Below are 25,292 nucleotides of genomic sequence, written 5' to 3'. Positions count from 1 at the left end.
CCCGGGCGATACCGCGCCAACACCTAAAAACGCTGCCTCAGCGTTTTTAGTGACGTTTCTCATTATTGATCTGATGACTATAAGGCGCCAGGCCAGCCGCTGAAAACGGGAAAAGGCGCCTTTTAGCGGCGCTTTTCTCGCGGATAGTGAAAAGCCGCTCACGCCATGAACAATCGATACGCCGGATTGTCACTTTCCCGCCAGTAGCGGTAGCCAATCGTATCCAGGTGTTCTTCGATGTGGGCGCTATCGCCGTTGGGCACCTGCATGCCCACCAGCACGCGGCCGTAGGCGGCGCCGTGGTTACGGTAGTGGAATAACGAGATGTTCCAGTCATGGGGCAGCTGGGTGAGAAAGTTCATCAGCGCGCCGGGGCGCTCGGGAAACTCGAAGCGGTAAAGCTCCTCGGCCACGTTGGCGCTAGGGCGCCCGCCGCTCAGATGGCGGATATGCAGCTTGGCCAGTTCGTTATCGGTCAGGTCTTCCACCTGATAGTCCGCTTCTCGCAGCCGTTCGATCACCGCCTGACGGTCATCGCCGCCGGGTTTGATCTGCACGCCGACAAAGATATGCGCGGCGCGATCGTCGGCATAGCGGTAGCTAAACTCGGTCACCATGCGCTTGCCCAGGGTACGGCAGAATTTTTTGAAGCTGCCGGGCTTTTCGGCGATGGTCACGGCCAGAATCGCCTCGCGCTGCTCGCCAAGCGAGGTGCGCTCGGCAATATGCTGCAGGCGATCAAAGTTGGTATTGGCGCCCGAGTTGATGCACATCAGCGTTTCGCCTTCGGCGCCGGTTTGCTGAATATATTTCTTGAGCCCGGCCAGCGACAGCGCGCCGGAGGTTTCGGATACCGCGCGGGTATCCTCAAAGATGTCTTTCACCGCGGCGCACATTTCATCGGCGGTGACGGTAATCACGCCGTCGACCAGGTGCTGCATCACCGCAAACGGCACTTCACCCACCTGTGCGACGGCCACGCCTTCGGCAAATACCCCGACCTGATCCAGCACCACGCGTTCGCCGGCCTCCAGCGCGGCCTTGAGGCTGGCGCTGTCTTCGGATTCCACCCCGATCACCTTGATGTCCGGGCGCAGGTACTTCACGTAGGCCGCCACGCCGGCAATCAGCCCGCCGCCGCCCACGGGCACGAAAATGGCGTCCAGCCGGCCACTGTGCTGGCGCAGCATTTCCACCGCCACTGTGCCCTGCCCGGCAATCACGTCGATATCGTCAAACGGCGGGATATACACATAGCCATGCTCTTCGACCAGCGCCTTGGCGTGCTCGGCGGCGGCGCTGAAGGCGTCGCCCTTGAGTACCACTTTGGCGCCCCGTGCGCGCACCGCAGACACCTTGATCTCCGGCGTAATGCGCGGCATGACAATGGTCGCCTTGACCCCCATTTGCGTGGCCGCCATGGCCAGCCCCTGGGCGTGGTTGCCGGCCGAAGCCGTAATCACGCCTTTGGCCTTCTGCTCATCGCTAAGCTGCGCCATCTTGTTGTAGGCGCCGCGAATCTTGAAGGAATACACCGGCTGCAAATCTTCACGCTTGATCAGAATCGTGTTGTTGAAGCGACGCGAAAGAAACGGGGCAGGGGAAATCGGGGTCTCGCAGGCAGCCTCATAAACACGGGCCTGGAGTATTTTCTTCACGGTAGCTTCGAGCATGCTGGTATCCCACAAAAAATATCGCGCCGGGCGGCGCACGGAAAGGTCGAACGAAAAGCTCTGATAGGGGGCGCTGACGGAGAGGTCGGTCTTGCAGCGTCTTTATGGCAGCCCTCCATTGTTAGCAGATCGCTACCGACGACGTCTAGCGCCGGCATCGGCAGCGCGGCGCTGGGTCGGTATACTATACGCCTGCGCAATGCTTTTTCCCGACCGCTAGAGGCTTTTTATGACCCAGGACGAACTCAAGGCCGCCGTGGCCGACGCCGCCATCAAGGAAATCGAACCCTGGCTGGACAAGGGCACGGTGCTCGGCATTGGTACCGGCTCTACCGCCAACCTGTTTATCGACCGGCTGAAGCTACTGCGCGATAGCTTCAAAGGCGCGGTGGCAAGCTCGCAGGCGAGCGCCGAGCGTTTGAAGGCCCTGGGAATCGACGTGCTGGAATTGAACAGCGTCGGCACGCTGCCCTTTTACATCGATGGCGCAGACGAAGTTAACGCTGACTTACAGATGATCAAGGGCGGCGGTGCGGCGCTGACCCGGGAAAAAATCGTCGCCGCCTGCGCCCAGCGTTTCATCTGCATCGCCGACGACTCCAAGTACGTCGCCCGGCTGGGCGAGTTCCCGCTGCCCATCGAAGTGATTCCCATGGCGCGCTCCTACGTCGGCCGCGAGCTGGTCAAGCTCGGCGCCGAGCCGGTCTACCGCCAAGGCGTGCTTACCGATAACGGCAACCAGATTATCGACTGCTACGATTTCAACATCAAGGATCCGCTAGAGTTGGAAGCGCGGCTCAACGCCATTGCCGGCGTGGTCACCAACGGCCTGTTCGCCGCCCGCGGCGCTGACGTCCTGCTACTGGGCAAGGGCGACGGCGTAGAACGCACCGCGCTGCGCTAAGGCCGTTAGCTAAACGTCAGCAGTCGGCCAAGTCCCGCCAGCGTGCGCTCGAGCGCGCCGCGCTGTTCGGCGACTACTGCCTGGCCGGCGCTGCCCCGCCGGCGTGCCTCAATAGGGTTATCGAAGGCATGAATCAGCGCCTCCGCCAGGGCCCTGGCATCAGCCACTTGTTCAAGCGCCTCGGCGGCTTTGAGCGGCTCGGCCACATCGTCAAAGTTCTCAAGCGATGGGCCAGTAAGCACCAGCCGCCCGAGGCTTGCCGGCTCGACCACGTTTTGCCCGCCCAGAGGCACCAGGCTGCCGCCGACAAAGGCCACGTCACCGGCAGCATAAAGCGCGCCGAGTTCGCCCAACGTATCGCCCAGATACACCGCCGTTGCCGCCGTCACCGGTTCTTTCTGGCTGCGCCGGACGGTCACAAAGCCGGCCTTCCGGCTTTCAGCGGCCACGGCGTCAAAGCGCTGGGGATGGCGGGGCACCAGTACCAGCAGCGCCTCGGGGTAGCGCTGCCTGAGCGTGGCGTGGGCTTCGAGCAGCGCGGCTTCTTCGCCGTCGCGGGTCGAGCCTGCTACCCACACCGGCCGCCCGCCGGGCGCTGCCTCAGAGCCTGTTTCAGCGCTTGTTTCAACGTCCGCACGTAAGCGCTTACCTACCTCAAGCGCCGCAGCATCCGGGCGACTCTCGAACTTTAGCGATCCGACGATGGCGGTACGTTCGGCCGGCATGCCCAACGCGATAAAGCGCTCGGCGTCGGCGGGGGATTTCGCCGCCAGCCAGCTAACGTTAGCCAGCGCTTGGCGCATCAGCGGTTTGATCCGCTGGTAGCGCTCGAAAGCGCGGGGCGATAGCCGCCCGTTGACCACCGCCACCGGCACGCCGCGGCGCCGGCAGGCATGCAGCAGGTTGGGCCACAGCTCGGTTTCAAACATGATCGCCAGCACCGGGTGCACCCGCGCCACAAAGCGCCGCGCGCTGCCCGGCCAGTCAAGCGGGATAAAGCGGTGATCAAGTCGCGAAGCAAGCGCCGGCAGCAAGTCGTTAGTGAGTACTCGCACTTGCTCCGCCCCCGTGGCTGTCATGGTGGTGATCAACAGGCGATGGTCAGCGTAACGTTCGAGCAGCGCGCCGATCAGCGGGCGCGCGGCGCGCACCTCACCCACTGAGGCACAGTGCAGCCACAGCGTTGCCGCGCCGGCGCTATCGCCCAATTCCGGGCCCAGCCCCAGCCGCTGGCCACGCGAGTAAGTGGGTACTTGCTCACGCCATACGCGGCGTATCACCCAGGGCGAGAGCGCATAGAGCGCCGCGCTGTAGGCACAGCGAGGCCAGCGTGCCACCTTAGCGCCCGCGGTCGAGAATGGTGGCGATCATCGCCGAGGTCGAGACGCCGTCTTCAAAGTTCAGCACCCTGACCTCGCCGCCGTTGGCGCGCACGGCCTCACCGCCAGCGATATCTTCGGGCCGATAGTCGCCGCCCTTGACCAGCACGTCGGGCAGCACGGCTTCAATCAGCGCCTGCGGCGTGTCGTTGGCAAAGGGCGTCACCCAGTCCACCGCGCCCAGCCCGGCCAGCACCTGCATGCGCCGCGCCAGCGGGTTGATCGGGCGGTCGGCGCCCTTCAGCCGCGCAATCGAGGCGTCGTCGTTGACCGCGACAATCAGTCGGTCGCCCAGCTTGCGCGCCTGCTCAAGGTAGGCCACGTGGCCGGCGTGGAGAATATCGAAGCAGCCGTTGGTCATCACCACACGCTCACCGCGCGTTTGGGCGGCGCGCACGGCGTCAATCAGCGGTGCCTGAGCGATCACGCCAAACTCGGCGAGCGTGTCGCCGTGCAGCGCGGTATACAGCTCACCCAGCGACAGCGTAGCGGTACCGGGCTTGGCCACCACCAGCCCGGCGGCCAGGTTGGCGAGCATCATCGCCTCGGGAAAGCCGTGCCCGGCCGCCAGCGCCAGCCCCATCATGCCGATGACGGTGTCGCCGGCGCCGGTGACGTCGAACACTTCCCGGGCGCGGGTGGGCAGATGCAGCGGCGGCAGGCCTTCGCGAATCAGCGTCATGCCCTTTTCGCTGCGGGTGATCAGCAGTGCTTCCAGCTCCAGTTCGGCGCGCAGCACTTCACCTCGCTTGGCAAGCTCGGCATCGGTGGCGCAGTGACCCACAATCGCCTCGAACTCGCCCAGATTGGGCGTCATCAGGCTGGCGCCGCGGTACTTGCTGAAGTCGGTACCCTTGGGATCGACCAGCACGCGCTTACCCGCCGCTCTGGCCACCTGAATCAGCGTTTCAACGCGGTTAAGCGTGCCCTTGCCGTAGTCGGAGAGAATCAGCACGTCGTGATCGGCCAATGCGCGTTCGGCGTGAGCTACCATTTCGCGGGTGTCGACACCGTCGAGGCGCTCTTCAAAATCCAACCGCAGCAGCTGCTGGTTGCGGCTCATCACCCGCAGTTTGGTAATCGTGGGAACATCGGGGCTGTATTGAAAGTGGGTACTGACTTCGGACGCGGCCAGCTGCTCGGCAAGCCGCTTGGCGTTGTCATCCTGACCTACCACCCCGGCCAGCGCGGCACGGGCGCCCAGCGCGGCCACGTTGAGCGCGACGTTGGCCGCGCCACCGGGGCGGTCATCGGCGTCTTCCACGCGCACCACGGGCACCGGCGCTTCGGGCGAGATACGCGAGGTACCGCCGTGCCAGTAGCGGTCGAGCATCACGTCGCCGGCGATAAGCACGCGGGCGTGTTCCAGAGCGGTCAGATCAACGTTCATCGGACGTTCCTTCGGCGGCGGTATGTGCAAGCAGTGCTTCCAGCCGGGCAATGACCTCATCGGCCTTGATCAGCAGCATGGCGTCGGGGTGGCGCACGCGCTGCCCCCAGGCCAGGTCGTCTACCGACTTATCCAGGTAGGTACGCACTGCGCGGGGGTAGGCATCAACCACGAACTCGCGCCACTGGTAGGGCGCGGAACGGTGCGGGTTGGACGTGGCAAAAAGCCCCAGCGCCGGCGTGGCCACGGCGTTGGCCATGTGAACCGGGCCGGTATCGGGGGCGATGGCCGCGCGGGCACGGTCAATCAGTGCCAGCATGCCCTTGAGCGAGGTGTCGCCAACGGCATTGATCACGCTGCCCGGCTGGCACAGCGCCTGTATTTGCACGCCGGTGTCGCGTTCCAGCGGGCTGGGGCCGCCGGTAAGCACGCTGGTCAGCCCGTGCTGTACCCAGGCGTGTTCGATCACGCTGGCGTAGCCTTCCACCGTCCAGTTACGAAAATTGCGCAGCCGCACGTTGCTGCAGGGGTTGATCACCAGGTAAGGCGCCTCGCCACTGATCAGGCGCGCCTCGTGGTAGGCCTCCGGCGGGATCGTCAGGTTCCATTCCAGCCGGTCATCCTCCACCCCCAGCGCACGGGCGAAATCCATGAACGACTCAAGCACGTGGGCGTTGGGGTGAGCGGGCAGCTGGTGCTGGGTAAACCAGTGCTGGGCGTCCTTGGCGCGGGCTTTATCAAAACCCAGCCGCACGTCGGCCTTGAGCCCCAGCGAGAGCACGCTGGCGCGCAGCGCCAGCTGCATGTGCAGCAAAACATCAAAGCGGGTATCGCCCAATTCACGCCACAGCGCGCGCATACCGGCAATACCGGTAGACTTGTCGTAAACCACGAACTCGACGCCGGAAAGCCCCGCCAGTAAACTGTGCTCCCCCTTGCCGATAATCCAGGTAATACGCGCCTGCGGCCAGCGGCGCTGCAGCGCGCGTATCGTGGGCACGAGATTGCACGCATCGCCCAGCGCGGACAGGCGTAAAATGGCAATATGGTGAGGATTGGCAGGCAGAGAGGGCTTCATGCGCTTAGCGGCACTCCGGCAGAACAAAAGTCTAATGTTACACGATGCGGACATTCTATGTGACGCGCCGGAATCACACAAAAACCGGCCCGCGCTGTTTTGCCCGGGCGACCTTTCCCCGGACACGTTCTCCCCGGGCTACTGGCGTGCGCGCGGGCGGGTAACCGGCGAGGCCCCCGGGCGGGGCAGCAGCCTGTTCATCACGCCGTACGCAGGTGCGGCAGAGCAGTGGGTGCTGCGCCCCTACCGGCGCGGTGGGCTTATCGCCCGGCTGAGCAAGGCGCGCTACCTGTGGACGGGCGCCGAGCGTACCCGTGCCTTTCGCGAAATACGCCTGACCGCCCGGCTATTTAGCCTGGGGCTGCCGGTGCCCCGCCCGGTGGCCGTGTGCGTGACCCGCCATGGGCTTAGCTACGAGGCCGCGCTGATAACCCGGCGTATTGCCGGCGCCGGCGCGCTGGCCGAGCGGCTGCAAAACGACACGGCCACGCCGCTGCTGCTTGAGCGCGTGGGGCGCACGATCCGCCGCTTTCACGACGCGGGGCTCGACCACGTGGATCTCAACGCGCGCAATATTCTGGTCGACGCCGACGATACCCCCTGGCTGATCGACCTTGACCGCTGCCGGCTGCGCGCGCCGGGCAGGTGGCAAAAGGCCAATGTGGCGCGGCTGGAACGCTCGCTGGCGAAATTTGCCAACCCCGACGCGGCGGCACGCGCGGGCGAGCGCATTGCCGCCGGCTATCAGGCCTGATCTGCGGGCTGAGCCTGAGTTTGAGCAAAGCGCGGCCTGACCGTTTTAGCCATGAATTTGGCCCACTTGCGCCGGATTTTGCGACGCCCGAGAAACGCCACGTAATCGGGCAGCGGAATAAACTCCGAGGCGCCCAAGCCGTCGATCAGCATCACGGTGGTGGCGTCCGGCCGCTCGATCACCAACAGATTGCTCATCACCAGATCGCAGGGCACCACGCTATAGGCCAACAGATACGCCTTTAGCGCCCCCAGCCCCGCCCAGAAACGGCTGGCCTGCTGCGGCGTCAGCGGCGTAGCGAGGTACTCCGACACGTTGGGCGGCAGCGCGCCCTGATCATCCAGCACCAGCTGCTGTTCGAGACCGATTACCCCCTCGCCCTTCACCACGCCGAAAAACGCAGGGATAAGCGTGAACGGCACGCCACGGCGGCGCAGCAGGCGAAAATAGCGCAGCTCGCGCCGGGTTTGCTTGGCTTTTTCTCGCCGGCTGAGTTTGACGCAGCGGGCCGGATCGTCGGGATGCTGATAGCAGATGCGCTCATCGCCCCGACCCACGACCCGCCACCCGGTAACGTCAATCATCGGGCCGCCTGCTTTTGCTGATGAACGGCCAAAATCCGCCGGTAGTTCTGCGCCATAATTTCTTCCACATCCAGCGTCAGCGCCAGCTCGCGACAGCGCATGCCAAGCGCTGCAGCGTCTTTTTGCCCAACCCAGTGCGCCATCGCCTGCGCCAGTGCCGCTACGTTGTCGGCCGCGTCGATCACCGTTGCCACCTCGGGCGTGACCACCTCTTTGGCGCCGCAGCTTTGCGTGGTGATGACCGGCGTGCCACAGGCCAGCGCTTCGAGCACGGTAAAGCCGAACGGCTCGTAACGCGCCGGCAAAACATAGCAGTCGGCCAGCGCAAAATAGCGCTCGGGAGAGGCCTGCTCGCCCAGAAACCGACACTTGTCGGCGATGCCCAGACGCTGGGCGTGGGCCTCGTATTCCGCCTGTTGGGAATCACGGCCAACCACCAGCAAGGTAGCCTCAACGTCGAGCCGGGCGAAGGCCTCAAGCGTGGGTTCAAGCCCCTTGCGCCGGTAGCCGGTACCCAGAAACAGCAGCACCGGCGTATTGCCATCAAGCCCCAGCTGCTGGCCAAGCGCGGCGACCTCGTTACCCAGCCGCTGGCGGTCAAAGCGGCGGGTATCGACGAAGTTGTGGATCACCGAGCGCCGGGCGGCGGGCACGCGATACGCCTCGGCAATTTCGCTGTCGCTTTGCCACGAGTTCGAGACCACATGGTAATACGCCCCGGGCGCCATCGCCCTGGCTTCAATGCGCATGGCCACCTTGTCTTTGAAACGCAAGCGCCGGCGCGGCATCGAGGCCAGATGATGGTGCGTTGTGCCCCCGCCAATGCGCAGCATATCGTGAGTCCAGGTTTTCCCCAGCGCATAAACCAGATCGTAGTCGGCGGCGTTGACGTGGCGCTCCACCGCCTGGGCAAAGCGCCAGATGCGGTGCGCCTTGCCCACGCTGAACGGGCGCAGCCGCACAAAGCCGATGGCCGGGTGCGACGGCGCCACGTGGGAGCGGCAGATAATGGTGACGTCTTCACCGCGCTCGGCCAGATAGCGCGAGAGCGCGTTGAGAAAGCGCTCGGTGCCGCCGGAGTTGGCGTGACGCATGTGGATCAGGGCAATCTTCACGGGCGTGGGCTCCTGGCCGGTGACGCAGCGGTAGCGGCACAGCGCTGCGCACGGCGATAGCGATAGAGAATGCCCCACCAGATTACCAGCCAGAAAGCGTAGATCATCACGCCGCTGTTGTGATTGAAACCGGCCTGGGTCAGGCCGAAATCGATGTGCGCCACGCACAGCAGCGCGCCGGCGGCGGCCAGCGAGCGCACGGTTAGATCGGGGTCTTTCAGGTGGCGGCTAAACAGGCGCAGCGGCAGGCCAAACAGCAGCAGCAGCGCGGCCAGGCCAGGGATGCCCTGCTTGGCGAGCGTATCCAGAAACTGGTTATGGGCGTGATCGAACTGCTTGATACTGGGGTGCACAATGCCCCGCTCAACCATATCGGCCATGCCGGCACTATAGTCGCGCTCGCCCCAGCCCATCAGCGGTTTCTCCAGCGCCAGATGGGTGGCGCCCTGCCACATTTCAAAGCGCGAACCTACCGAAGTGGTGACTTTTTCGCCGCTGACGTACAGCGCAATATCGTCCACGGCCTGGGCGACACGATGCTTGACCCCGGTTTGCGGCAGGCTATAGGCCGCCAGCGCCAGCGCCGCTACCATCATCAGCGCCAGCAGCCTGGCTTTTGGCGAAAAGCCCTTGCCATAGGCGCGATACAGCACCCATAGCACCAGAGGCAACCCAACCCAGCCGCCTCGGCTGCCGGAGAGCAACGAGGCCAGCAGACCGCCAGCGGCGCCCAGCCCGAGCAGCCACAGCCAGGCGCGGCGGTGGGGCTGCTGCCACGCCCAGCCGGCCCCGGCCAGGCAGAACACGCCGAGCAGCAGGCTGATATTGCCAAACTGAATGGCGTGCATGTAGCCATCCGCACGGGCCACCCCCTGCCCTCTTTGCCACAACGCAAACCCGCCGGCGCCCATGGCGCCCAGCGCCAGCCCCGCCCACACCCCGCCTAGCCGGGGCGGGTAAGCCATCACCCAGAGCAGCGCGGGCAGCGCCAGCCACAAGCGCAGCGGGCGATCCAGCGTACTCATGCCCTGCCCGTGCCATAGCGCGCCGGCCACCACTACGGCGGTGTAGGTAACAAGTGCCAGCATCAGCCGCCAATCAGCGGTATCAAGTGCCAGCCGCGGGCGACGCACCGCCAGCGAACAGCCGGCCAGCAGCAGAATGGCAGGGCCTAACGAGTAGCCCGAGGGCACAACGAGCGTCAGCGCGGCAAACACAAACACGGCGGCGCTGGTCAGCCAGCGGCGGCGCTGGTCAGCGGCGGAATCAGACAGCGGTAAAGCAACGTGGGTCATAGGTGTGCGGGCCATAGGCGTGGGGTATCAGGGCGCGGTCATAAATCCCGAACGCGACGTTTCATGTACTTCCAGAACACGCCGTTGGCGTTGGACACTGCGATAACCAGTCCGCGCCAGCCGTCCAGAAAACCGCGCTGCAGCAGGTAGGTGCGGAAAAAAGCAAACGCAGCTTTCAGTACAATCAGCGCTACGGGGTAAACCCGCAGCTTATCCGAGCGCGCACGAATCTCGGAGTAGCGGTTGATCTTGTCGAGAAACTGAGCCAGCTCGGTCACCGCCAAATGCGTTAGGCAGCCGTCCAGCCGCGCGATTTGCGTCGCCTGCCCGAGCGTTACCGACTCGTGCACCATGGCCTCGCTGAAATTATGCTCGCGGCGATGAAATACCCGCACCAGCCAGTCATTGCCCCATCCGGCATGGCGCACGGGCTTGCCGAGCATCCAGTTTTCGCGGTGCACCTCGACCACCTGCCGGGAATCGGCCGTGGGCAACCAGCCGGCCAACGACTCAAGCCAGCGGGCATCGGGCGCTTCATCGGCATCCAGCGACACGATCCAGTCGTGCCGGGCGAGCGATACCGCATGGCGTTTGGTCGGGCCAAAGCCGTGAAACTCGCCCTGGTGCAGCGCAACGTTGGGATAACGCGCGGCAAGCTCAAGCGTGCCGTCGGTGGAGCCGTTATCATAAACAACCACCTCATCGACGTCCTCGAGCGCGTCAAGGGTACGCGCGAGGGTCGCCGCCGCGTTACGCGTAATGATCACGGCGCTTAGCTCAGCCAGCATCTCAAGCCGTCCTGTCAGGAGTGAAAACGGATGATACTATAGCCGCCGTTACTCTCACAAATACGCTCACAATCTTTCAGCGACAAACGTTCAGCGAGGCGGCCTTGCACATCATCCATGCCAACCTGGCCAAAGGGTTTCGCGGCGGCGAGCGGCAAACGACGCTGCTGATTCAGGCGCTGGCCAAACGGGCCGACATCGCACGCCAGACGCTGGTATGCCGGCCCGACTCGCCCTTACGCGCTGAACTGGGCGATACGCCCAACGTCACCTTTGTGGCGGCCCGCCATCAGCTGGCCGGCCACCGCCGTGCCGGTCACGCCACCCTGGTGCACGCCCACGACGCCAAAGCGGTCCACTGGGCCTGGCTGCAGCGCCAGCTATTCAAAACGCCGTACCTGATTACCCGACGGGTCGATACGCCGATAAAGCGCAAACGCAGCAATCTGGCCTTTTATAAGAGCGCGTACCGCTGCGTGGCGCTGTCAGGGGTCATCGCTCGGGAAGTACAGCCGTTGAGCCCCCAGCCGGTGGTGCAGATCCCCAGCGCTTTCACCCCGCTAACACCGGACCCCAGCGTTGCCGACGCGTTTCGGGCGCACTACCCCGGGCGCTTTCTGGTCGGCCACGCCGGGGCGCTGGTAGACCGCCACAAGGGGCAGCGCGTGCTGCTCGACGCCGCCCGCCAACTGCAGCACTCGCACCCCGATATGCTCTTCGTATTTTTCGGCCGCGGGGAAGATGACATCGCGTTGAAACAGGAAAGCGCTACGCTGGAGAACGTCGTCTGGGCCGGCTTCAAGCCGGATATTGGCAACTACCTGCCGGCGCTGGATGTATTTGCTTTCCCTTCGCGCAACGAGGGGCTGGGTTCGGTACTGCTGGACGCCATGCGCGCCGGCGTTCCGGTCATTGCCAGCCACACCGGCGGCATCCCCGATATCGTTCACCAGCGTGAGACCGGGCTCTTGTTTCCCCCCGGCGATGCCGACGCGCTGGCCCGGGGCCTGATTGAGCTGCGTGCACAGGCCCTGCGCGAGCGGCTGGCGGAGCAGGCGTCACGGCGGCTGGCCGATTATTCTGCGGATGCCATGGCCAGCGCCTATCTGGCGCTTTACTCACCCCTTGATCCACATCGTACTGCCTAGGTTTTGTTGCCCATGATAAGCGGAAAAAACGCCTACAGAGCGCATAAACTAGCGTTTTACGCCACCGGCCTGATCGCCGCGTTACCCGTACGTCAGCTGTGCAGGCGGCGACTGAAACCACTGCTTGACGCCTTTGACGAATTGCCCCGGGACAAGCAGGAAACGCTTATGGCACGGGTGGACTACTACAACCGGCTTGACGCCCCCGTGACGCTTTCCGACGCGGCGGTCAGCAACCGGAATTTTGCCATAAGGTCGCGAAAGTCGACGTATCATATTGATTTTTATAATGTGGCAAAATATTTTCCCGCCAGCGCGGCGTACCATTACCGCTTCGGGGATAAAAGCTTCGTGCCCGACGAGCCCACCTTCGTCAAAAGTCGTCCCATCGCCGGCGATAACCGCCATTCGGTACTGCTCAAGCTCAACAGCGTACGGCATTTCTACCGGGTGAAAGACGCGCGACGCTACGCCGATAAACAGGACGCGCTGGTGTGGCGGGGTGCGGCTCATCAGCCGCATCGAATGCGCTTTTTGCAGCGCTGCCAGAGCTCTCGCCACTGCGATATAGGCGCCACGGACAACAAGGCGAGCACGGCGGCGTTTCGTAAGCCGTTCATGTCAATCGAACGGCAGCTGGACTACAAGTTCATCTTCAGCATCGAGGGCAACGACGTGGCCACGAACCTGAAGTGGATCATGGCGTCAACCCGCCTTATTCATCAGGACGCCGAACGAGCGTTTTACGTCCCGTGGTGACCGGGACCGACCGGCTTTTATGTCATACGGTCGCTGAGTAGCCGATTAGCACATAGCTTTATCGTATCAATGCCGTGATATTTATAACTGAAGTTCATTGGTTTCGAGTGACGGCGCAGCCGTGGTCGTCGGCCTCCATAGTGGCCGTTTTGTCTGCTGGAAAAGGCTGAGTAATGCGACGTGTCAGGTCAATGCCGTCAGCCGCGGCAACCCTTTCAGTAAAGATGGCCACCATTTATCGGCGGCATCGCCGAGGTGCACGGTGATGCGCCGGGCGTGCACTGTCAGCGTGGCGGCCACCTTAAGCACCTGCTCGCGCATCCGCTTCAGGCTCCAGCCCTGCCGGGTCTGTCGTTCCAACAGGCAACGCAGCCCGTGTAGCACCTGATAAGCGCAGAGAGTCAGCAGCAGGTTTACCTCGTTGCGGGCCATGACGTCCTGGACGGTGGAGACACCGCGATCAGTCGAGGAGAGATGCAGGTCGAGCGCCGACTTCACCTCGCCCATGTGGGCTTCGGCGCTGCCGCGCTTGCGATAAAGCGCCAGGACCTTTTCCGGCGGCCAGTTGAACTTGCCGAGGTTGGTGACCAAAAAGAAGGCATGCAGCAGCAGATCATCGGGCCGCTCTTGTACCACCAGCACCACGCGCCGCGGCGCCGGCCAGGTACCGGCTTGGTACGCCAGGTCATGGCACCATTCCCGAGGTTGCTCGGGGGGCCGGCCGCGTGGCCGCTTCAGATGTGGCGCTGCCAGTGTCTGCAGGCCCGTATGACTGCGCAACCGGCCCAGATACTCGATGTCGCGATCTTCCAGCGCCTCAAGCGTGTCGTTGTCGGTGAAACCCGCGTCGATGCGTACCTTGACCTTGGCCCCGGTGCTCTCGTTGAGTCGCCGCACCAGATGTGGGATCCAGGTATCGGCATTCTCGGCTGGGCCGGCGTTACCTTCACGCAGCAGACCGCCCACCATGTCGCCGGTCTCTGCCAGCGAGGCCACCAAAGGCGAGTAGATTCTGGCCCCGTAAAGTCCATGAAACGCCGAACCGCCCTGGTGGCCGTGGACGTCGATCGGCAAGCCGTCGATGTCCAGCGTCAGATGCTCGGGGCGTTCGCCGCCGTCCAGCGAGGTCAGTCGCCAGACCGCCAGCCGCAGCAGGCCCTCATGCACGGTATCGATATTGTCGTCGCGGCCCAGGCACGTCAGCAGCCGCGACAGCGTCGCTTGAGATGGCCGGTCCTGAGCCAACGGCGTTGTCCCGCGGGCATCACTGCAGGCTAGCTGCCAGAGCGGGTCACGGCGGAGCGTGTCGGTATCGCTGAGGTCGATCCAGCCCATCGAACGCTGCAGCACCAGGGTACGCAGCTGGCTGGCTAACGAGTGGCGGACGCGATCCGGGTCGCGATGATCGACCAGATGGTCGTCCAGCGCATCGATCATGCCGCTGTTGTCGAGGGCTTCACGCAACAGCAAAGCACCGCTGTCGCTGGTGGTGCGATGGCCGCTGAGCTCGACGCGGATGGACCCGTTGCATGACGGGGTCCAGGGGGATAGGCTTTCACCCATGGCGAGTGGTCCTCTTGAGTCAAGTTCGGTTAGGAACATATTGATTCTACAAGAGAAACTGCTCGCCATCTTCTTTTCTGTCTCAGCCCGGTGAATAAGGCGGGATATAGTCAGCGGAACGCTGCTCGGCGCGGTGCGCGAAGGCGACTTCCTGGGCCACGACTACGACATCGACGTTGGCGTCGACTATGACGACTTCGAACCCGAACGGCTTCACGCAGCGGTCGAGAAGTCGAACGGTAGCTGGTTCATCAAGGCCAGCAGCTACTGCACATTCCGCGAGGCAGTGGCCAATGGCGGCGTCCATTATTACCAAATGGACAAGCCGATTCTGATCAAGCTGGTGCACCGCACCGGGCTGGTGGCCGATCTGTTCGTACACGTCGAGGAAGAGGGCGTGGTCTGGCACGGTTCGGCGATCCACCGCTGGGATAACTCGCCGTTCACGCTGGCCGAGTATCACCTGGGGCGCGAGGCGGTCATGGGCGCCGCCGATGCGGATCGCTACCTGAGCGAAAACTACGGCGACTGGCGCACGCCGGTGATGCAGTTCGACTGCAGCATCGATCCACCCAATATTCGCTACTCGAAGACGGCGCGCGCGGTCACCTACCTGGCCAAGATGGTCTACCGCTACCTGCTCGACGGTGAGCACGCGAGCGCCGTGCGCTACCTGGAAGCATTGCAGGCGGCCGGCGTCATTACCCGCGAAGGGCGTCACTGGAAATTCAACGACTAGGCGGAGCCTATCAGTATGCAAGTATTAGTCACCGGCGGCGCGGGCTACATCGGCTCGCACATGACGTTAGTGCTGTTGCAGGCGGGGCACGATGTCGTGGTGCTCGACAACCTGGCCAATGCCAGCGAGGAATCGCTGCGCCGCGTCACCGAGTTGGCCGGCAAAGCGCCGGTATTCATCGAAGGCGATATCCGCGACCGGCGCTGCCTCGATGCGCTGTTTGCCGAGCACGCCATCAGCGATGTGCTGCACTTTGCCGGACTCAAGGCGGTGGGCGAAAGCGTGGCCGAGCCGCTGCGCTACTACGAGAATAACGTCGCCGGCACCTTGACCCTGTGCCAGTCCATGGCGGCCGCGGGGGTGTTTCGGCTGGTGTTCAGCTCATCGGCCACGGTATACGGCGACGGCCACCCGATGCCGATCCACGAGCAGCTGCCGACGGGGCGGCCGACCAACCCGTATGGCACCTCCAAGCTAATGGTAGAAAACGTGCTGCAAGACCTGGCCCGCGCCGATGAGCGCTGGTCGATCGCGCTGCTGCGCTATTTCAATCCGGTGGGCGCGCACGCAAGCGGACGCATCGGCGAAGACCCCAACGGCACTCCCAATAACCTGGTGCCGTTTATCGCCCAGGTGGCCGTCGGTCGCCGCGAGGCGTTGGCGGTATTCGGCAACGACTACCCCACGCCGGACGGCACCGGGGTGCGCGATTACATCCACGTGATGGATTTGGTCGACGGCCATCTGGCGGCGATGCAGGTGTTGGCGTCACGCCAGGGCGTTAATACCTGGAACCTGGGCACCGGGCGCGGCTATTCGGTGCTTGAGATGGTGCAGGCCTTCGAACGCGTGTCGGGCTGCCCGGTAGCGTATCGCGTAGCGGAGCGCCGCGAGGGTGATGTGGCCGAATGCTGGGCGGACCCAACGCTTGCCCAGCGCGAGTTGGGCTGGCAGGCCAAGCGCGGGCTCGAGGAAATGCTGGCGGATACCTGGCGCTGGCAGCGCGCCAACCCGGAGGGATACGCAAGCTGAGCCAGACAGTGGGAGTCTCTTGGACACGGTGGCACTTTTCCCACTACTGTCATCGCGAGGAGTGTAAACGACGTGGCGATCACATGCCCGCGGTGGCGCTGTAGGCAAACCCCCGAGATGGCCACGCTTCGTTTACACCCGCCCTTTGGGTGCTCGCTATGACGTAGTGGGTGTGTGCAATGACAGAGGAGGCGCGTGCACGCTTCCTGCTACCTGTCATCGCGAGGAGTGGAACGACGTGGCGATCTCTAGCCTGCGGTGGTTCTGTAGGCCAACCCTGAGATTGCTTCGCTGGGCTCGCAATGACGTAGTGGGCATACGCTATGACGTAGTGGGCACGGTGCTGCGCTCGCGTGCGGCTGCCGCGGTGTCGTCTTTCCCGCTACTCGTCATCGCGAGGAACGTAGCACCGACAATCTGGCGTAAATGACGTGGCGATCTCCTAGCCCGCGGTGGCGCTGTAGGCAAACCCCGAGATTGCTTCGCTGCGTTTACACCCGCCCTTTGGGTGCTCGCAATGACAGTGGAGGGGCTCGCTATGACGTAGGGGCGTTCGCAATGCAACAGCTTTAACTGTCTACTTTATATAATAACTTCGACATTTATCTATAAATTTCTGATATTTACTATCATCGATATAACGCTTATATTTTCTTAAAAACCTAAGCCATTTATTTTTGCTGTTTTCTTTTTCTATCTTCTGTCTATCATGCTGAATATCGGTGCCAAACTGTCCTTCGTGAGTAATTATTTGGTTAATCAATCCGATCGGTGCAACTTTATGCTTCCATGACATACCAATATAATGGTCAATTGGCATATATATGTCATTTAATGTGGATAAAAATTTAAAGGCACCTACCGGAGACAGATAATAACCAACAGCACCTGAACGGTTTTTTTTGTTAATCATGAAAATATCATCTACCTCATATCCATCACTCCTTCTTTCCAATTTAACATACTCAAAACTTGAAATTCTTATAGTTTTTATTTTTTCAAAAAAAGTGGGAAGTAACGTACAGTCATCCTCTAAAACGATGACTGGCTCATTAAGCTGAATACACCTAAGCCATGCACCTACATGGGAAGAGAAGCATCCTTTCTCCCCTCCTACTAAGGAATATGAGCGGTATTTCTTTGATTTTTCTTCATCATATATCGCATTAAACCATTCCGGTATAGTGTTAACTTCATACGCATCTAAAAACTGCCATTCATAAGGACTATCCTTTAGCATGGCGCAAACATTATCTCGACGCCTGACGTCTGAAACCCTAGAAATAACGATAATTTTCATCAAAAAAATCCATCAGTTAAACGTATTAAAGAAACAATATATATTTTTCTGATTACAAACACTTAACATAACAGTATAAGTGTCCTTGCCGCAGAAACTGAGTGCAACACCTGAACATTCCGATAAGGTGTTGCCCTATGCCCTACGTCGCACTTAGCCTCCTGAATTCAGGCATCGAAGAACGCGCCACGATCCAGGTCAGCCGGGCGCAATAAAAAACGCAGCGCCCACTGGGCGCTGCGCGAGGTTACATCCTGACCAACCGCGGTTTCCTGCCATTCGGGCGGAGAGGCTTAGAAGCGGTAGGTGATACCGGCGCCGACGGTTAGCGGGTCGAGGCGGACCTCGTCGACGGTGCTGCCGTTGCGTTCGAAGTCGGCGTCGATCTCGGAGTAGCGCGCGTAGCCGGTGGCGTGGATGCGCTCGGTGATGAGCATGTCCATGCCGACCTGGCCGACTACGCCGTAGTCGTCGTCGATGTCCAGGCTATCGGCGCCGTCCGTGTCCACGCTGGAGAAGCGCGTGTAGTTCACGCCCACGCCGAGGAAAGGCTGAATGCGCGAAGCCTCAATGCCGCCCAGCGGGTAGTAGTTCATCAGCAGGGTAACCGGCATGCGATCCAGACTTCCCTGCGCCCCGCTATCCAGGGCGAAGTCATGATCGACCGCCTCGCCGATGCCAACCTCGAGACCCAGCTTGTCGTGCAGCAGGTAGCCGCCGGCCAGGTTGAAGTTGTTCTCGCGGGAGAGTTCGTCGGCACTGATGTCGGCTTTCTCGATGCCGGCGCGCACATAGATGTCACCGGCCTGGTAGGCCAGCGCGGCCTGGCTGGTCAGGGCAAGGCCAGCAGCAGTCAGAGCGGCGGTGGCGATAAGCTTGTTAGAGCGCATAGTCAGATTTCTCCTGATGAGTGTTCGGTTCTCCGGCGACGCCGGTTAATGCATGCATTAATCGCTAGTCTATGTAATATCACCAAACCATGCCAGCGAACCGCTAGTTCCAGCTGCCCTCATAGTCGTCCCAATAAGACCCCAGGTCACGCTCCTCAGTAAGGTCATAGAGCTCGTAGCGGCGGCCGAGCTTGGCGCCACCGTCGCGGGTGAGCGGCTGCCAGGCAATATTGGCCCTCGAGCGGGTGGAGCGGGTAAACAGGGCATCGAAGGGAATCGACAGGTAGAGCCCCTTATCGAAGCCGCCCTCGCCGTAGTCGTCGCCGGCGTCCGTCCAGGTACCCCAGGCGCCGATGCGCACGCCCGAGTCGAATTCCCGCGAGAGGTCCAGCGTAGAGCCCACATCGCCGGCCAGATAGCGCCCCACGCTGACCTTGGCGCGGACATCCTCGACCCCGGTATCGACGTAGGCGCTGAAATGGCCGGTCCAGGTGTCGTAGTCGCGCAGGCCGAAGCGCTGATCGAACTCGCGCTGGCGCACCCAGTTGAGGTCAGCGCCCACCGCCCAGCCGCTGTTGAAGGGGCGGTAGAGCAGCTCGCCGCCGACGCCGGCATACATCATCTCCAGCAGCCCGCCGTAGCCCATGGCGTACCAGTTATCGCCCGGCTGGCCGGTGCGGGTGTACTGCAGGTTCTCGATGCCCAAGCTGGTCTCGGACAAATAATCGCCGATATAGGTGCGCACCCGCGGCAGCTCGGAGTCGGCGATATAATCGTAGTCGTCCAGGTTATCCCAGACGGTTCCGGCCAGCGCACCCGAGAACCAGCCGTTGGGGTCGGTGCGGTACTCGGCGTTCAGCACGGCCATCAGGCGGAACAGGTAGCCGTCCGGGCCGCCGAGGTTTTGGTCGAGCCGCGGCGCCAGGTTCCAACTAAAACCTTGTAATTGAGTCTGGTAGAGCGTCTCGCCGCGCGTATTCTTGCTCTCAGCATCGCCGAGATCGGCGTGGGCGTAAATGCCGTAGCGGTGATCACCCTCGTCCTCGCTGGAGCCCGCCGCCGCCGCCAGGGCTGAGCGGTTATGCACATCCTCGCGCAGCGCCAGACCGCGGCTCTCCCAGCGGAAGCGAAAGCGCTCCACGTCAGCGCCCGCCTGGGCGTGCAGAATGCGCCCGGCGCGCTCCTCGCTCTGCAGCAGCGACGGGTAGGTGGTCGGCTCGCCGCTAACGGTCAGGTCGCGGCCGTCGCGGCTGATGCGGCTCACGGCGATACCGGCATTGTTTGCCAGCGCGTTGCTGACCGCCTGCCAATCCCTACGCGGTTCGGCATCGATCGCCACCGGCGGCGAGTCGCGCTTGACCTGGCTCAGGCCGGCCAGGTCGATCCGGTAGTCGAGCCCCATCATCGCCGTATTGCCGCGCTGCCAGCCGCCGCGCAGCGACAGGCCCTCAGTCAGCGACAGTCGCGCCCCCAGGTTGACGCGGCTGTCCTGCTCCAGCTCGCCCCCCGCGGGTTCATTGCTGTAGTCGTTGCCCTCGTACTCCAGCTGCATCACCAGCGGGTCCCAGGGGGTCTGATATTCCACCCCGCCGAACACCGCGACCGAGCCGCGGAATAGCGCATCCACGGCGAACTCGCCGCCCTGGTCGCCGCCGCTGTCATCGGGGCGCGCGTCAAAGCGGTTATCAAGCCAGCCCAGCGGGGAGCCGGCGTCGGCGGCATGGCCCAGGTAGCCCCAGCCCAGCCCCAGGGAGACATCCACGTCATGCCAGCGCTTGCTGGCGACCAAATACTCGGCGCCGAACAGGGTGGTGCCGCCCATGTCGCGCATGCCCAGCGCCAGCTCCGGCAAGTAGCGCGATTCCTCGAGCAGGCGCAGCTTCATATCGAAGCCCTTATCGAGCAGGTTGCGGTCGCCGGCAATGGCCTCGCCGTAGAGCCGGTCTTCGATCTCTGAGTAGCGAAAGCCCCCTTCCAACCATTCGGTGGGCTGGAAGAACACGTTGTAGCGGCGATAAGGCGCGATGCGGCTCCAGCCCACCAGCATACTGCCCACCGGCGCCATGCGCGCGGTAGGGGTCTGCATCAGGCCGATGCCGCCGAAGTCGCCCTGCCCGCTGCCCAGGTTGCTGTCCGTGCTATCCGCCAGTGCGTTGGCACTCGCCATGCACAGCGGCACGCAGGCCGCCAGCAGCCTCGCGCCTCGTCCTTTTGCGGCTATTGCCTGCGGGGTATCGCGTGTCACGTATCTTTGCTCCATGTCGTGCAGTCGTCACCGGGGAGTCGCGTGGCGAGATAGTCGGGCAGCCGTTGATTGATCAGTCTGCCCGCCGCCTGAGGGGCGGATAGGGGCAGAGCGCTAGAGAGTCCCTGGGGGCCGGGCAGCTCCAGCATCACCCGGCTACCGGGGGCCAACGGCGTTGCCTGGGTGTTCCAGGCGGCAATGCCGCGGCGGTGGCGCTCGCCCGTCGGCGTGATCAGCCAGGCATAATCGACGCTCGCGCTGACCTCACCGTCGGCGTCTCGGGCGAGGCGTTCGAGCGCCCCGTCAAGCGCCAGGCCTTCTTGCCAGAGCAGCCGGGTGACTCCGCCCAGGTGCCAAACCTCGACCCAGGCCGGCGGTTCGCAGCTGCCCCACAGCGCTATTTCGGCCAGCGGCGGATCCTGGCGCAGGTGGGCGCCAAGCCAGGGCAGATCAAAGCGCCCCGGCGTTCTGGCCGGCAGGCTTTCCCCTTCCGCCAGCCGCTGGCGCCAGGCGGTTAGGCCCGACACCCGTCCCGCGCCGTTGCCGCCGAGCCGCGCCCGCATAATCAGCGTATCCAGCTCGGCCACCAGCCGGCGCCGCTTGCCCTCCAGCGTCGCCGCGGTGTCTTGGCGCAGCGCGAAGGCATGGCTCCAGGCCACCGCCGGGGCGGACGACAGGCTGTCGAGCCAGCCGTCCGACAGCTTAGCGGAGTCCGCCTGACCCAGCGCGGCCAGCGGCGCCGCCATCAAGCAGGCTGCCATGGCCAGCGCGCCCATCCACTTGTTTACCACCATTGCCGCGCGACCTCCCAGCGAATCGTCGGGCCCTCGGGCCAGGCTTGTTCTTCGCCCGCCCAGAGGTGAAAGCTGTCCGGGTCGCGCCACAGGGTGCCCTGGGTCGTACTGCCGTCCTGCCAGTCGAGGGTCAGCGCGCAGGGCTCCAGTGCCAGGGTCGCCAGCGGCAGCTCGCGCTGCTCCGCGGGGCCGCAGGAAAGCTGGCCCTCCGCGCGCAGGCTGTGCATTAGCCCCTCGGTGTCTTGCCAGGTGCGGGTGAGGTCAAAAGAACCGGGGGTCTGCTGCTGCCAGGGCGGCAGCGCGTCTTGCCCGCCGTGCCGGTAGCGGGTATCGAGCAGGTCCTCATCCAGCCCCGCCGTGGCCTGTAGGCCATCGTGGCGTAGCGAGACCAGCCCGTGGTGGCCCATCGGCCAGAAGGTGTCGGGTTCGCTGCTCGCCCCCAGCACCACCAGGCCGCTGCGCTCGCCGGTGTCGATGGAGAGGCTCGCAAAAGGGATCTCGGCAGCGCGCTCGGCCTGATCGCCTGACGGCACTAGGGTGTCGCTGAACAGTCCGACCAAGGGCGAATTACCGCCGTTGGCGCAGCCCGTCAGCAGCCAGAGCATCAGCAGGCCAACGGCCAGAGCCGGCAGCCGCGAGCGTCGTCTAGGCACACGAAAGAGCCGCCCTGGGGCGGCTTCGAGTTGCTGACCGTTTATCGAGACTCGCGGCATTCTGGTGTCCCGCTTAGTTGGTACCAGTGCCGGAAGACGAGCCGCCGGAGCTGACGGCAACGCCAACCGCCACGGCCAGAGCGGCGGCAATGCCCACGGCCAGGGTGGTGTTGCTGATGCCCAGCGACTCGGCGAAGCCAGAGGCGCCGCCACTCTGGGGCGTGGTTGCCTGAACGGCACTGGCCGGCTTGTCGTCGCTCGGAGCCGTGGACACATCGTTCTGAGCAATAGCCAGCGGCGCGGTTAACATCCCGGCCGTGGCCAGCAGTGCAATACCTTTCTTCATCCTGAAAACCTCCTTGGTTAACGTTGTTATGGCATCTTCTGCGATGGGCAACACCACCGTCAAGCCCGCCACAGTATAGTGCTTAGTATAGTACTGGGTAATAGTAGTGGGTGATAGTACTGGGTGATAGACGCTTAGCCCGCGGGTGTCTCGCGCTGTGTTCCGCATTGCACGACGCCGTCCCGACGCTACGCGGCACAGCGACTTTATCATCAGCATAAGGGTATGGTGACTGGCCACAAGGGCTGGAGCCGTCCCAACTGGTATTACCATACCGTCGTCATGTAATATGCCTTCGCTTTACCAGCGGTCAGCCCGACTTTTTCACCGCTGTCAAAACAACTTGCCCGCTACCAAACGACGACAGGCCTCGGGGATGCGCCATGACACCTCGGGGCGGTAGCGTGCCCAAACACTTGTCGCTTCACCCTGCAGGCACCTCAACATGCGCCATTCAACGCCCATCAAATTCCTCGCCACCCTGGGTGGCGTTCTCTGGCTGAGCGGCTGCGCCCTGGCACCCGGAGGGCACATCGACCACCGCTCGGAAGCCGCCCCGATCGACGATCTCGTCGATATCGAGCCCATCACCCCGGGGCTATTGGCCACCTATCGCCAGACCCGGCAAGAAGGCCGGGCTACCGCAGCGCCTGCGGCGTTGAGCCAGGCGCTGGAAGAATACGAATACCGTATTGGCGAGGGCGATGTGCTCAGCATCACCGTCTATGACCACCCCGAGCTGACCATTCCCGCAGGCGCTGAGCGCAGCGCCGCCGAGGCCGGTAACCAGGTGCGCAACGACGGCAGCATCTTTTATCCGTATGTAGGGCGGTTAGAGGTCGTTGGGCTGACGCTGGAGGAAATGCGTCGCCTCTTGACCCGCCGCCTGGCGAACTACATCCAGCAGCCCCAGATCGATGTAGGGGTCGCCGCCTATCGCGCCAAGAAGGTCTATATCAGCGGCGCGGTGAGCGAGCCGGGCGCCCTGCCGATCACCAGCGTGCCGCTCACCGTCACCGAGGCCATCTCCCAGGCGGGCGGGGCAGACGCCGACGCCAACTGGCACAAGGTGTTCCTGACCCGCAATGGCAAAGAGGAACAGCTCTCGCTCTACGCCCTGCTGCGTGAGGGGGACAGGCGACAAGAACGCCTGTTGCGCGACGGTGATGTGCTGCATGTGCCCACCGCCGAGAACCAGGCCGTGGCCGTGATGGGGCAAGTGGCTAGCCCCGGCAACATCCCGGTGGGCAACGAGCGCCTGACGCTGACCGACGCCATCTCGCGCAGCGGGGGTATCGACGAGCGCAGCGCCGAGCCTTCCGGCATCTTTGTCATTCGCCCCCAGGGCGAACAGAGCGATCGGCTGGCGACCGTCTACCAGCTCGATGTGAGCAACGCCATAGCCTTCTCGATGGGCAGTCGCTTTCCCCTGGAGCCTCAGGACGTGATCTATGTGACCACCGCGCCGCTGGCCCGCTGGAACCGCGTAATCAGCCTGTTGCTGCCGTCGATCAGCCTGCCGGGCACCACCGCCGATACCGTCGATAACGTCAGCGACGCCAACAACTGATATGTTTCAACGCATCCTGGTCGTTTGCACCGGTAACATCTGCCGCAGCCCGGTAGCGGCTGCCCTGCTGGCCAACGCTCTGCCGGATCGACAAATCGAATCCGCCGGGCTGGGCGCGCTGGTTGACCACGGCGTCGAGCCCAGCGCGCGCGCCCTCGGTGAGGCCGAAGGGCTCAACCTGGCCAGCCACCAGGCGCGTCAGCTCAGCGTTGAGATGCTGCACACCGCCGACTTGATCCTGGTCATGAGCGAAGGCCAGCGCCGCGCCGTGGGCGAGCTCGCCCCCGAAGCCATGGGCAAGACCATGCGTTTAGGGCGCTGGCTCGACGGCGGCCGCGACATCCCCGACCCCTACCGCAAAAGCCCCGAAGCCTTTGAACACGTACACCAGCTGCTGAAGGACGCCACCGGCGCTTGGGCAGCGCGGCTGTAATCGCGCGCCCTTGCCCCCATTGCCTCCTCCCCCGTCCAGAGAATCCACTCAACATGTCAGACCCTTATAACGCTAAAACAAGTTCGCAGCCGGCGGGCGATGACGAGATCGATCTCGGCCGCCTGTTTGGCCTTTTGATTGACCACAAATGGTGGATCATCGGCATTACCCTGCTGTTCACCCTGGGCGGTATCGTCTACGCCACCTTGGCCACACCGATCTATCGAGGTGACGCCCTGGTGCAGGTAGAGCGGCGCTCCAGCGTGAGCCCGCTAGGGGATCTAGGGGATGTCTTTGGGGAGGAATCCGAGTCAAGCACGGCGGCCGAGGTGCAGATTCTTACCTCGCGCATGGTGCTGGGCCTGGTGGTTAATCGAGAAGGGCTGGATGCCCAGGTGACACCTCGTGACCTGCCACTCCTCGGCGATGCACTGCGTCGGCGCGGCGTAGAGCGTCCCGGGTTCCGCGAGGGCAAGCCAGAGGTATGGGCCGGCGAATCTATGACGTTGGGGCGCCTGAAGGTGGCCGACCACCTGCGCGGGCAGCCGTTAACGTTAGAAAGCTTGGGCAACGCGCGCTATGCGCTGCGGCTTGACGGCGAGCGCCTGGGAGAGGGCGAGGTCGGTAAGCTCGCCACCCTGGAGGGCGGTGACATTCAGCTGCGGATCGCCGAGCTGAAGGCCGCTCCCGGGGCAGAGTTCACCTTGGTCCAGCGCCCACAGGCGAGCACGGTCAAGTCGCTGCAGTCGCGCCTAAGCGTGAACGAGATCGGCGGCGGGCGTAATGCCAGCACCGGGATGCTGCAGCTCGAGATGACCGGGCAGAACCGTGAGCCCGCCTAATTCACCGGGCTGAGACAG

General features: G+C 63.4%; 24 protein-coding genes. 9 read left to right on the top strand and 15 right to left on the bottom strand.

Annotated elements, in window-relative coordinates; genetic code table 11:
* Window positions 1-158: 158 nt before the first annotated feature.
* A complete protein-coding gene (gene ilvA / locus B5495_RS09985) occupies window positions 159-1,673 on the bottom strand; it encodes a threonine ammonia-lyase, biosynthetic (protein ID WP_079553396.1) in 1,515 nt (504 codons plus the stop codon).
* A 229-nt stretch (window positions 1,674-1,902) separates the two neighbouring features.
* On the opposite strand from ilvA, the gene rpiA reads away from it, so the two are divergent.
* Window positions 1,903-2,577: a ribose-5-phosphate isomerase RpiA gene (gene rpiA, locus B5495_RS09980; protein WP_079553394.1), complete on the top strand. Its 675-nt coding sequence runs from the start codon at window positions 1,903-1,905 to the stop codon at window positions 2,575-2,577.
* A gap of 5 nt (window positions 2,578-2,582) precedes the next feature.
* Here rpiA and B5495_RS09975 read toward each other — a convergent pair whose 3' ends face one another.
* Genes B5495_RS09975 through B5495_RS09965 form a run of 3 tightly spaced genes read right to left on the bottom strand, consistent with a single transcriptional unit; the run spans window position 2,583 to window position 6,424 of the window.
* On the bottom strand, window positions 2,583-3,914 hold the full coding sequence (locus tag B5495_RS09975) for a 3-deoxy-D-manno-octulosonic acid transferase (RefSeq protein WP_079553393.1): 1,332 nt from the start codon (window positions 3,912-3,914) through the stop codon (window positions 2,583-2,585).
* A gap of 1 nt (window position 3,915) precedes the next feature.
* Window positions 3,916-5,346 (bottom strand): bifunctional D-glycero-beta-D-manno-heptose-7-phosphate kinase/D-glycero-beta-D-manno-heptose 1-phosphate adenylyltransferase HldE, encoded by a 1,431-nt coding sequence (gene hldE / locus B5495_RS09970; protein WP_079553391.1) that lies wholly within the window; start codon window positions 5,344-5,346, stop codon window positions 3,916-3,918.
* On the bottom strand, window positions 5,336-6,424 hold the full coding sequence (locus B5495_RS09965; protein ID WP_079553389.1) for a glycosyltransferase family 9 protein: 1,089 nt from the start codon (window positions 6,422-6,424) through the stop codon (window positions 5,336-5,338). Before B5495_RS09965 ends, hldE begins: the two co-directional genes overlap by 11 nt.
* Here B5495_RS09965 and B5495_RS09960 point away from each other — a divergent pair.
* Window positions 6,423-7,178, top strand: a complete 756-nt coding sequence (locus tag B5495_RS09960; protein WP_079553388.1) for a 3-deoxy-D-manno-octulosonic acid kinase — start codon at window positions 6,423-6,425, stop codon at window positions 7,176-7,178. The genes B5495_RS09965 and B5495_RS09960 overlap by 2 nt on opposite strands.
* Here B5495_RS09960 and B5495_RS09955 read toward each other — a convergent pair.
* The 4 genes from B5495_RS09955 to B5495_RS09940 are packed head-to-tail and all read right to left on the bottom strand — an operon-like array spanning window position 7,169 to window position 10,960.
* Complete coding sequence (locus B5495_RS09955) at window positions 7,169-7,762, bottom strand: YrbL family protein (protein ID WP_079553387.1); 594 nt, start codon at window positions 7,760-7,762, stop codon at window positions 7,169-7,171. The genes B5495_RS09960 and B5495_RS09955 overlap by 10 nt on opposite strands.
* Complete coding sequence (locus B5495_RS09950; RefSeq protein ID WP_079553385.1) at window positions 7,759-8,877, bottom strand: glycosyltransferase family 4 protein; 1,119 nt, start codon at window positions 8,875-8,877, stop codon at window positions 7,759-7,761. The genes B5495_RS09955 and B5495_RS09950 overlap by 4 nt, the downstream gene beginning before the upstream one ends.
* Window positions 8,874-10,187, bottom strand: a complete 1,314-nt coding sequence (locus tag B5495_RS09945) for an O-antigen ligase family protein (RefSeq protein WP_231897162.1) — start codon at window positions 10,185-10,187, stop codon at window positions 8,874-8,876. Before B5495_RS09945 ends, B5495_RS09950 begins: the two co-directional genes overlap by 4 nt.
* A gap of 23 nt (window positions 10,188-10,210) precedes the next feature.
* Window positions 10,211-10,960, bottom strand: coding sequence for a glycosyltransferase family 2 protein (locus tag B5495_RS09940; protein ID WP_079553381.1), 750 nt, complete (start codon window positions 10,958-10,960; stop codon window positions 10,211-10,213).
* 104 nt (window positions 10,961-11,064) lie between these two features.
* On the opposite strand from B5495_RS09940, the gene B5495_RS09935 reads away from it, so the two are divergent.
* On the top strand, window positions 11,065-12,108 hold the full coding sequence (locus tag B5495_RS09935) for a glycosyltransferase family 4 protein (RefSeq protein ID WP_079553380.1): 1,044 nt from the start codon (window positions 11,065-11,067) through the stop codon (window positions 12,106-12,108).
* A gap of 12 nt (window positions 12,109-12,120) precedes the next feature.
* Window positions 12,121-12,867, top strand: a complete 747-nt coding sequence (locus B5495_RS09930) for a hypothetical protein (RefSeq protein WP_079553378.1) — start codon at window positions 12,121-12,123, stop codon at window positions 12,865-12,867.
* 183 nt (window positions 12,868-13,050) lie between these two features.
* On the opposite strand, the gene B5495_RS09925 is transcribed toward B5495_RS09930, so the two are convergent.
* Window positions 13,051-14,469 carry an IS1380 family transposase gene (locus B5495_RS09925; RefSeq protein WP_079550240.1) on the bottom strand — a complete coding sequence of 473 codons (1,419 nt, stop codon included), beginning with the start codon at window positions 14,467-14,469 and terminating at the stop codon, window positions 13,051-13,053.
* 94 nt (window positions 14,470-14,563) lie between these two features.
* Between B5495_RS09925 and B5495_RS09920 the strand changes: the two genes are divergently transcribed.
* Both B5495_RS09920 and galE read left to right on the top strand, forming a co-directional pair.
* A complete protein-coding gene (locus B5495_RS09920; protein WP_079553376.1) occupies window positions 14,564-15,169 on the top strand; it encodes a hypothetical protein in 606 nt (201 codons plus the stop codon).
* A 15-nt stretch (window positions 15,170-15,184) separates the two neighbouring features.
* The gene (gene galE, locus B5495_RS09915; RefSeq protein WP_079553375.1) at window positions 15,185-16,201 is read left to right on the top strand and encodes a UDP-glucose 4-epimerase GalE; all 1,017 of its coding nucleotides are present in this window, start codon (window positions 15,185-15,187) and stop codon (window positions 16,199-16,201) included.
* A gap of 577 nt (window positions 16,202-16,778) precedes the next feature.
* Here galE and B5495_RS09910 read toward each other — a convergent pair.
* From B5495_RS09910 to B5495_RS14755, 6 genes are all read right to left on the bottom strand, one after another.
* Window positions 16,779-17,501: a glycosyltransferase family 25 protein gene (locus B5495_RS09910; RefSeq protein ID WP_079553373.1), complete on the bottom strand. Its 723-nt coding sequence runs from the start codon at window positions 17,499-17,501 to the stop codon at window positions 16,779-16,781.
* A gap of 293 nt (window positions 17,502-17,794) precedes the next feature.
* Window positions 17,795-18,391, bottom strand: a complete 597-nt coding sequence (locus B5495_RS09905; RefSeq protein ID WP_079553372.1) for an OmpW/AlkL family protein — start codon at window positions 18,389-18,391, stop codon at window positions 17,795-17,797.
* Between the two features lie 103 nt (window positions 18,392-18,494).
* Complete coding sequence (locus tag B5495_RS09900) at window positions 18,495-20,636, bottom strand: YjbH domain-containing protein (RefSeq protein WP_231897161.1); 2,142 nt, start codon at window positions 20,634-20,636, stop codon at window positions 18,495-18,497.
* A complete protein-coding gene (locus B5495_RS09895) occupies window positions 20,633-21,430 on the bottom strand; it encodes a capsule biosynthesis GfcC family protein (RefSeq protein WP_079553369.1) in 798 nt (265 codons plus the stop codon). Before B5495_RS09895 ends, B5495_RS09900 begins: the two co-directional genes overlap by 4 nt.
* On the bottom strand, window positions 21,421-22,083 hold the full coding sequence (locus B5495_RS09890) for a YjbF family lipoprotein (protein WP_172824557.1): 663 nt from the start codon (window positions 22,081-22,083) through the stop codon (window positions 21,421-21,423). The genes B5495_RS09895 and B5495_RS09890 overlap by 10 nt, the downstream gene beginning before the upstream one ends.
* A gap of 73 nt (window positions 22,084-22,156) precedes the next feature.
* Complete coding sequence (locus tag B5495_RS14755) at window positions 22,157-22,429, bottom strand: hypothetical protein (RefSeq protein ID WP_172824556.1); 273 nt, start codon at window positions 22,427-22,429, stop codon at window positions 22,157-22,159.
* A 445-nt stretch (window positions 22,430-22,874) separates the two neighbouring features.
* Between B5495_RS14755 and B5495_RS09885 the strand changes: the two genes are divergently transcribed.
* The 3 genes from B5495_RS09885 to B5495_RS09875 are packed head-to-tail and all read left to right on the top strand — an operon-like array spanning window position 22,875 to window position 25,274.
* Window positions 22,875-23,999, top strand: a complete 1,125-nt coding sequence (locus B5495_RS09885; RefSeq protein ID WP_079553365.1) for a polysaccharide export protein — start codon at window positions 22,875-22,877, stop codon at window positions 23,997-23,999.
* Between the two features lies 1 nt (window position 24,000).
* A complete protein-coding gene (locus B5495_RS09880; RefSeq protein WP_079553363.1) occupies window positions 24,001-24,432 on the top strand; it encodes a low molecular weight protein-tyrosine-phosphatase in 432 nt (143 codons plus the stop codon).
* A gap of 53 nt (window positions 24,433-24,485) precedes the next feature.
* Window positions 24,486-25,274 (top strand): Wzz/FepE/Etk N-terminal domain-containing protein, encoded by a 789-nt coding sequence (locus B5495_RS09875; protein WP_079553362.1) that lies wholly within the window; start codon window positions 24,486-24,488, stop codon window positions 25,272-25,274.
* Window positions 25,275-25,292: the final 18 nt, after the last annotated feature.

Source organism: Vreelandella subglaciescola (genome assembly GCF_900142895.1).
In the GTDB taxonomy this organism is placed as follows: Bacteria; Pseudomonadota; Gammaproteobacteria; order Pseudomonadales; family Halomonadaceae; genus Vreelandella; species Vreelandella subglaciescola.
This window is presented reverse-complemented; position numbering and strand designations above follow the sequence as displayed.

Coding starts and splice junctions, on each gene's coding strand:
- B5495_RS09880 (WP_079553363.1), top strand. CDS start 24,001: ATGTTTCAACGCATCCTGGTCGTTTGCACCGGTAACATCTGCCGCAGC.
- B5495_RS09945 (WP_231897162.1), bottom strand. CDS start 10,187: ATGGCCCGCACACCTATGACCCACGTTGCTTTACCGCTGTCTGATTCC.
- hldE (WP_079553391.1), bottom strand. CDS start 5,346: ATGAACGTTGATCTGACCGCTCTGGAACACGCCCGCGTGCTTATCGCC.
- B5495_RS09965 (WP_079553389.1), bottom strand. CDS start 6,424: ATGAAGCCCTCTCTGCCTGCCAATCCTCACCATATTGCCATTTTACGC.
- B5495_RS09940 (WP_079553381.1), bottom strand. CDS start 10,960: ATGCTGGCTGAGCTAAGCGCCGTGATCATTACGCGTAACGCGGCGGCG.
- B5495_RS09895 (WP_079553369.1), bottom strand. CDS start 21,430: ATGGTGGTAAACAAGTGGATGGGCGCGCTGGCCATGGCAGCCTGCTTG.
- B5495_RS09905 (WP_079553372.1), bottom strand. CDS start 18,391: ATGCGCTCTAACAAGCTTATCGCCACCGCCGCTCTGACTGCTGCTGGC.
- B5495_RS09885 (WP_079553365.1), top strand. CDS start 22,875: ATGCGCCATTCAACGCCCATCAAATTCCTCGCCACCCTGGGTGGCGTT.
- B5495_RS09925 (WP_079550240.1), bottom strand. CDS start 14,469: ATGTTCCTAACCGAACTTGACTCAAGAGGACCACTCGCCATGGGTGAA.
- ilvA (WP_079553396.1), bottom strand. CDS start 1,673: ATGCTCGAAGCTACCGTGAAGAAAATACTCCAGGCCCGTGTTTATGAG.
- B5495_RS14755 (WP_172824556.1), bottom strand. CDS start 22,429: ATGAAGAAAGGTATTGCACTGCTGGCCACGGCCGGGATGTTAACCGCG.
- galE (WP_079553375.1), top strand. CDS start 15,185: ATGCAAGTATTAGTCACCGGCGGCGCGGGCTACATCGGCTCGCACATG.
- rpiA (WP_079553394.1), top strand. CDS start 1,903: ATGACCCAGGACGAACTCAAGGCCGCCGTGGCCGACGCCGCCATCAAG.
- B5495_RS09960 (WP_079553388.1), top strand. CDS start 6,423: ATGCGCTTAGCGGCACTCCGGCAGAACAAAAGTCTAATGTTACACGAT.
- B5495_RS09930 (WP_079553378.1), top strand. CDS start 12,121: ATGATAAGCGGAAAAAACGCCTACAGAGCGCATAAACTAGCGTTTTAC.
- B5495_RS09955 (WP_079553387.1), bottom strand. CDS start 7,762: ATGATTGACGTTACCGGGTGGCGGGTCGTGGGTCGGGGCGATGAGCGC.
- B5495_RS09910 (WP_079553373.1), bottom strand. CDS start 17,501: ATGAAAATTATCGTTATTTCTAGGGTTTCAGACGTCAGGCGTCGAGAT.
- B5495_RS09875 (WP_079553362.1), top strand. CDS start 24,486: ATGTCAGACCCTTATAACGCTAAAACAAGTTCGCAGCCGGCGGGCGAT.